Consider the following 6,991-nt stretch of genomic DNA (forward strand, 5'->3'; position numbering starts at 1 on the left):
CTTCAGCTTGTTCGACGCCGCGGGCATGAACTCATACCATTCCTCGGTCCACAGATTGCGCGGCGCCCAGCGCTCCATGCCAGGAAACTGACGGTCTTCGACTTTCAGCACCGCGGTCTGGATCGTGGGATGGACATAGAACATATGTCCCACCAGCCTGGTGTACCACGGCCAGCCATATTCCGTGTCCGACGCGCTGTGCACGCCAACGTAGCCGCCGCCCGCCTTGATGTAACGCTCGAACGCCGCCTTCTGGTCCACGTTCAAGATATCGCCGGTGGTCAGCAGGAATACCACGGCCTGGTATTTGCCCAGCTCTTTGTCGTTGAAGACACGGTTCGGATCTTCGGTCCAGAACACCGTGAAATCGTGCAGCTTGCCCAAGTCCTTGATCGCATCCACGCCAGCGGGAATAGAATCGTGGTGCCAACCACCGGTTTTCGAGAACACCAATACGTTGAACTGTGCAGCCTGAATGCAGGTGGAGGTCAAAGCCAGGACCGCGGCAAGCAAGGTTTTCATGAGGTTGTACGATGAGTTATTGGGCGGCCCCCACCGTAAATCACCGTGGCTTAATTGTCAATTGGGGCGCGCATCGTTTGAAGTTTCTCATAATGCGCATGCCAGGACAGCGCCTTCTCCAGCACGTGCGGCGTTTGTCCGCCGCGCAGCAAGGCTTCTTCAAAGTAGGCGCGCAGCTGCGGGCGATAGTCCGGATGCGCACAGCGCTCGATGACCAGCGGTGCGCGTTCGCGGGGCGCCAGACCGCGCAGGTCGGCCAGCCCCCATTCGGTGACCAGCACATCGACATCGTGCTCCGTATGGTCCACGTGAGCGACCATGGGCACCACGCTGGAGATGTCGCCATCCTTGGCCACCGATTTGCTGACAAAAATCGACAAGGCGCCGTTGCGGGCGAAGTCGCCCGACCCGCCAATGCCATTCATCATGCGCGTGCCGCCGACGTGGGTGGAGTTCACGTTGCCGTACAAATCGAATTCCAGCGCCGTGTTCAGCGCAATGATGCCCAGGCGGCGTAAGACTTCAGGATGATTGCTGATTTCCTGCGGACGCAATACGATCTTGTCGCGGTACTGCGCAATTTTGCTGAGGAAGCGCTCATGCATCTGCGCCGACAGCGTGATCGATGATGCCGAGGCCAGGGCCAGCTGGCCGGAATCGAGCAGCTCGATGGCGCTATCTTGCAGCACTTCCGAATACATGGTCAGGTTGCGGAAGGATGATTTCGTCAGGCCGTGCAGCACAGCATTGGCGACGGTGCCGATACCGGCTTGCAGCGGCAGCAGTTCTTCGGTCAAGCGGCCCGCTTTCACCTCCGCTTCCAGGAAGGCGATCACGTGGCTGGCAATGGCGTCCGTTTCCGCATCGGCTGGCTGCGCGTTGGATGGGCTGTCCGGGTGATCGGTAATGACGATGGCGGCGATGCGCGACGGATCGACCTGAATCGCGGCACTGCCAATGCGGTCACCGGGATTTATCAAGGGGATTGGTTCGCGGCGCGGACGTGCCTTCGGCAAGTAGACGTCGTGTAGTCCTTCCAGCGCGAGTGGCGCGCTCAGATTCAGCTCGATGATGATCTGTTTGGCCTGGCTGGCAAAACTGGCGCTGTTCCCGACCGACATGGTGGGCACGATGCCCCCGGTTTCGGTGATGGCAACGGCTTCGATCACCGCCACATCAACAGGAGGCAGATCGCCGCTGCGCAGCTGTTCGGCTGTTTCGGAAAGATGCTGGTCAATGAACATTACCTCGCCGGCGTTGATCTTGCGGCGCAGGGCGGCATCCGACTGGAATGGCATGCGGCGCGCCAGCAGGCCGGCGTTGGCCATCAGCGCATCGCTGTCGTTGCCGAGGGATGCCCCGGTGATGAGGGTCAGGTGCAGGGGCTCGGTCCGGGCACGTTCAGCCAGCGCCTGCGGCAGGGCCTTAGCGTCGCCGGCACGGGTGAAACCGCTCATGCCGACGGTCATGCCGTTCTTGATCAGTAGCGCGGCCTGTTGCGCAGTCATTACTTTCGCCATCAGAGCGCTGTGGCGGATGCGGTCTCCGTACATCGTATTGCCTCGTCATTTTTATGTCCTGAGTCCAGTATAGAATTCGGATATATTCTATTTATGACTTATATTCCACATGATCAGTCGAAAAATTCATGGACCTGAGATCCCTGCGCTACTTCGTTGAAACCGCGCGCCTGAGCAGCTTCACCCAGGCGGCCGAACGCCTGCATGTGACGCAATCCACCATCAGCAAGATGGTGCGTCAGCTGGAAGAAGAACTGGGAGCGCCGCTGCTGCTGCGCGATGGCCGCAACCTGGTGCTGACCGACATCGGCCGCGTCGTGTTCGAGCGTGGCGAGGAAATGCTGGCGTCGCACCGTCAGTTGCTGCTGGAAGTGAAGGATATGCAGTCACAGCGCCATGGCACGCTGACTTTGGGCATGCCCCCCATGATCAATGTGCTGTTCACGCCCGTGCTGAAGGCATTTCGCGAGCGCCATCCGGATATCACGGTGCGCCTGGTCGAAGCCCCCGGCCCGGCCATCGAGCGCCAGGTGGCCGCCAATGAGCTCGATCTCGGCCTGACGGTGCTGCCCGCCGATTCTTCACTGGACCTGGGGAGTGTCCCCGTCGCGCGCTATCCAGTGTGGGCGATGGCCGTGAAGGGCGTGTTCCGCGCCAATGCGCGCACCGTACGCCTGCATCATTTACAGGATTTGCCTCTGGTGATGCTGAACGACGACTTCGCCCTCACCCGTGCTTTGCAGGCAGCCTTTGCACAGGCAGGCATTCAGCCGCAGATCGCAGCGCAAAGCGCGCAATGGGACTGGCTGGTTGAAATGGCGTCAGCGGGGATTGGCGTCGCGCTGCTGCCTGAACCCTTCGTGCATCGCCTGTCCGACGAGCGCCTGCAGGCAGTGCGCATCGTCGAACCGGAAGTGCAGTGGGAAGTGGCGCATGTGTGGAATGGGCGCTACCTGTCGCACGCTGCGCGCGCCTGGCTTGCCATTACCAACCCATCTTCTGCTTGATGAATGCTGTCAGCCGCGCTGCGTTGGCCTGATGCTGGGCGACGCGCGGGTGGCCACGGAAGCCCGTGAAATCAAAGAACACGGTATCGATGCGAAGATCGTTCTGCTCGCGCTGGATCTGCTCCACCGCGCTGCGTACGTAGCCCGGCCACCTGGAGTCCGTAGCCGTGGCGTCCATGCTGCCCAGCGCGCAGACGATATACGCCTTCGGGTACAGCGCACGGATGCGCTGTACAAAGCGCTTGTACGCTTGCACGCGCTGGGCGTCATCCGGCATCGGCTGCAGGCGCTTTTCGTTTTCGATCAGCCATTTATCGTTCTGCATCAGGTTGATCACTACCACGTCCGGCGTCCAGCTGCTGAAGTCCCATTTGCTGTCGTTGTTGCCGACAGCGTTCAGCTGGTCGTAGAAATCCGGCATCGTGAAGGGGAACCAGCTGATCATGATGCCGATGCCGCTTTGCGAGGTCACGTGCACTTCTGCATCCAGATTGCGCGCCGTGATCGACGCATAGGACATGAAGTTGTTCTTCTCGCTCGCCAGATTGTCCGGGCCATTGTCGGGCGCCTCGTTGCCCATGCCACTCGTAATCGAATCGCCGAAGAATTCGATGTGGCGCTGATGACGCGGAGGCGGTGGCAGCAGTTTGCCGCCGTCAGCCAGTTCCAGCCCCTGAAAGGTGGTCGCGCCCTCCTCGCCTTCGGTACGCTTGGTCACCAGGAAGCGATGCGCCCCCGGCGTCAGGCCCGCCGCAACCGCATAAGTGCCGCTGCCTTGCGCCGCATGGACGACGGTAGGATGGGCGAGATCGCCATCAATGAAAACGTTGAAGTAATTCTTGCCCTGCTGGTCATCCAGCTTCAACGACAGGCTGCCGCCGGTGAAATTGCCTTCGATGCTGCTGCCCGGCCAGGACAGCACGGGACCGCCCGGATTGGCGAAATCGATGCGGCCAGTGTATTGAAGGCGCTCGTCGTCCGGCTTGACAACAACCCCAGCCAGCACCTGGCCGGCGATCAGCATGGCCGCAAGGCCGTAAACCCAATTCCGGATTTTCATTCGTATAGTTAGCAAAGGAAAGGTCGACCATATTAACCGGAACTGAGCATGTCCATGCCCTGACAATAGGGATAGCCCAGGCCGGCGTGGGTACGATGCCTCACATTTGCCGGGAGTCCGCCCGGCACGGCTGGTCAACGGCTGTCCTCCCCGCGCCAGCCGCCACTTTCGGGCGGCGGCAGCAAGCCCCAGCCCAGCTGGCGACGGATTTCAGGAATAGATGGTGGCGGACATTGTTGGGTCTGCCGAGTGGCCATATAGTGCCGAACTTGCTCTTTGGTCGGCTGGTTCTGCTGTTTCATCTCTGCGATGCCTCCTTGCTGGAGAACAGCTTAGGAGGCGCGGCAGCACACTACCAATACAATATTCAGGGCAAGCGATATCTTTTTTGATATAGCTCAGTGCGCCGGCAGCGCCAGGCGCAGCTCAGGCTCAGGCAATTCGGCCCGCGGTTCGATCGAAACCGGGCCGGCGGCGCCGAGCTTGAAATAGCTCACCAGCTGGGTCAGCTTGTTCGCTTCTTCGTGCACCGATTCGGCCATGGCAGCCGCTTCTTCCACCAGTGCAGCGTTCTGCTGGGTGACGGTATCCATGTCGCCGATGGCATTATTGATTTCGTGGATGCCGGATTCCTGCTCCGAGCTGGCAGAGCTGATTTCGCCCATGATATTGGTCACGCGTCCGATGCTGGCCACGATCTCGCTCATGGTGTCGCCGGCCGCATGCGCCAGCGTGGTGCCGACTTCAATACGCTCGGCGGAGTCGTTGATCAGGGTCTTGATTTCACGTGCCGCCGTGGCGGAGCGCTGCGCCAGATTGCGCACTTCGGTCGCCACCACCGCGAAGCCGCGCCCCTGCTCACCGGCGCGCGCCGCTTCGACCGCAGCATTCAGCGCCAGAATATTGGTCTGGAAGGCGATGCCATCGATGACCGAGATGATGTCCACGATCTTCTTGGCGGACTCGCTGATTTCGTCCATGGTCTGCACCACTTCATCCACCACCTTGCCGCCCTTGCCCGCCACCGACGATGCCGACACCGCCAGCTCGTTGGCAGTGCGGGCGCTGGTCGTATTCTGGCGCACGGCGGAAGTCAGTTCTTCCATCGACGATGCGGTTTCCTGCAGTGCGCCGGCCTGGTGTTCGGTGCGGCTCGACAGATCCAGATTGCCGGACGCCAGTTCCTTGGATGCGTCGTCAATCGTATGAGCGCCATCACGCACCTGTTCAACGATGCCGCCCAGACGCACCGTCATATTGTGCAAGGCGTCGAACAGCAGACCGAATTCATCGTAGCGGTGCTGCTCGCGGGTGGGACGCAGATCGCCCTCGGCGACACGGGTTGCCAGATCCACCGCGTGATTCAGGGGCACCACCACGCTGCGGGTGATGATCCAGGCGAAGGCGCCGCCAAGTCCCAGCGCCAGTAAGCCGAATGCGATCAGCACTGCGCGGCTGCTTTGATATTCCGATGCCGATTCATCGGCCAGTGCCTGCGCTTCCTTGGTCTGGTGCGCCAGCAGCTGCTCCAGCGCCGTGGTGAACTGCGCGAAAGTGGACTTCAGCGTGGAATCGGCAAGCTGCTCGACTTCCTGGGTACGGCCCATGTCCTTGAAGCTGAAAACCTGCTTGCGCACCGCCATGTACGCCTGTTTCTTTTCCTCGGCAGCTTTCAGCAGCGCCAGTTCGTCGGTGTCGCGCGTTTTCGCGGTCAGCTTTTGCTCGATGGCGTTAGCAACTTTATCACCCTCGCCAAGCTGCGCCTGGAAAAATTCGCCCACTTCCAGGCTGTCGCTCTTGGCAATGGTCAGCGTGCGCACGCCATTCAGTTTTTCAGCGCCCAGCCAGTCGGACGCCAGCTGCTGCTTGGCCAGTTTGTCATTCACCAGATACTCCGTCGTCAGATGCGCGGAGTGCAGGCGCCACAGCGCGAGGCCGGTAATACAGGCCAGCACGAACAGCACGAGGGCGAACGAGGAGAGAACCTTGGGGCCCGTCTTAAGTTTCAAAGAAGTCATGAGGTATGAGTAAGCAGGAATTTGGTGCCGGTATATTTCCCGACCGCCGGCGCCGGTAGAGCATCCTTGATGGTGCTGGTTTGGTGCTCTTCTACAGAGACTCAGCGATCTTAACCACCAAATATGACAGGCGTTTTAACTGGAGCGATAACTCCAAAATATTTGTGTTAGTTAAAAGGCATGCAGTGTTTATAAGGGCTCCTGCAATTTTGTTCAATATTTTGAGCACGGCTTCCTCCACACTGCCTTCCTATCAATCCAGGACAGGAGGCAGACATGAACGGCGTCGTGATCGCCATGGCAATATTCGGTCTGGTCGGTGCGATAACACCCGGGCCAGTCAACGTATTAGCACTTCGATATGGACTGCATGGCGGCTTCGCGCGCCCACTAGGCTACGTACTGGGTGCCAGCGGCAGTTATGGCGCGCTGGTCTGGCTGACAGGCGTTGGCGCCGCACCACTGCTGGCCTACCCTGCGCTTACGCAGCTGGTGCGCTGGATCGGCGCCGCATATCTCGCTTACCTTGCCTGGCGCATTGCAACCGCGCCAGAGACGGCTTCTGATGAAGCGCTCCGCCATCACACTGCAAGCACATGGCGCGCTGTGGTGGATGGCATGCTGGTTCAGAGTCTGAATCCCAAAGCGTGGCTGGTCGCCTTGTCCGGCGTGGTGCTGTTCAGCGAGCACTCCTCGCTCGAGCGGTTCTGCACGATCTCGGTGATTGCATGCATCGCCGGTGTCGGCTGCTGGGCGGTCGCGGGACGATTGCTGAAAGCCTGGCTGGYGCCGCCGCACCGGCAGCGCCTTTGCAATCGCCTGCTGGGTGGCGTGCTCGGACTCACGGTGCTGCTTATGCTAAGC

6 protein-coding genes are annotated in these 6,991 nt (G+C 60.4%); 2 read left to right on the forward strand and 4 right to left on the reverse strand.

The annotated features are described in order from the left end of the window. Positions 1–522 (reverse strand): ThuA domain-containing protein (locus AB4Z11_RS17800; protein ID WP_442026570.1); only part of this gene is annotated, 522 nt, incomplete at its 3' end. A gap of 50 nt (positions 523–572) precedes the next feature. Next, the gene (locus AB4Z11_RS17805) at positions 573–2,075 is read right to left on the reverse strand and encodes an acetyl-CoA hydrolase/transferase family protein (RefSeq protein WP_442026572.1); all 1,503 of its coding nucleotides are present in this window, start codon (positions 2,073–2,075) and stop codon (positions 573–575) included. Positions 2,076–2,170: 95 nt separating this feature from the next. On the opposite strand from AB4Z11_RS17805, the gene AB4Z11_RS17810 reads away from it, so the two are divergent. Next, on the forward strand, positions 2,171–3,049 hold the full coding sequence (locus AB4Z11_RS17810) for a LysR family transcriptional regulator (protein ID WP_442026573.1): 879 nt from the start codon (positions 2,171–2,173) through the stop codon (positions 3,047–3,049). On the opposite strand, the gene AB4Z11_RS17815 is transcribed toward AB4Z11_RS17810, so the two are convergent. Together AB4Z11_RS17815 and AB4Z11_RS17820 are read right to left on the reverse strand one after the other, a co-directional pair. Continuing rightward, positions 3,027–4,109, reverse strand: a complete 1,083-nt coding sequence (locus AB4Z11_RS17815) for an SGNH/GDSL hydrolase family protein (protein ID WP_442026574.1) — start codon at positions 4,107–4,109, stop codon at positions 3,027–3,029. The genes AB4Z11_RS17810 and AB4Z11_RS17815 overlap by 23 nt on opposite strands. A 398-nt stretch (positions 4,110–4,507) precedes the next feature. Beyond that, positions 4,508–6,127, reverse strand: a complete 1,620-nt coding sequence (locus AB4Z11_RS17820; RefSeq protein WP_442026575.1) for a methyl-accepting chemotaxis protein — start codon at positions 6,125–6,127, stop codon at positions 4,508–4,510. A 276-nt stretch (positions 6,128–6,403) separates the two neighbouring features. On the opposite strand from AB4Z11_RS17820, the gene AB4Z11_RS17825 reads away from it, so the two are divergent. Continuing rightward, positions 6,404–6,991, forward strand: a 588-nt coding sequence (locus AB4Z11_RS17825; protein WP_442026576.1) for a LysE family translocator, incomplete at its 3' end; no start/stop codon positions are given.

It is taken from the genome of Pseudoduganella sp. RAF53_2, from assembly GCF_052113985.1.
In the GTDB taxonomy this organism is placed as follows: domain Bacteria; phylum Pseudomonadota; class Gammaproteobacteria; order Burkholderiales; family Burkholderiaceae_D; genus Rugamonas.

Coding starts and splice junctions, on each gene's coding strand:
- AB4Z11_RS17805 (WP_442026572.1), bottom strand. CDS start 2,075: ATGTACGGAGACCGCATCCGCCACAGCGCTCTGATGGCGAAAGTAATG.
- AB4Z11_RS17810 (WP_442026573.1), top strand. CDS start 2,171: ATGGACCTGAGATCCCTGCGCTACTTCGTTGAAACCGCGCGCCTGAGC.
- AB4Z11_RS17815 (WP_442026574.1), bottom strand. CDS start 4,109: ATGAAAATCCGGAATTGGGTTTACGGCCTTGCGGCCATGCTGATCGCC.
- AB4Z11_RS17820 (WP_442026575.1), bottom strand. CDS start 6,127: ATGACTTCTTTGAAACTTAAGACGGGCCCCAAGGTTCTCTCCTCGTTC.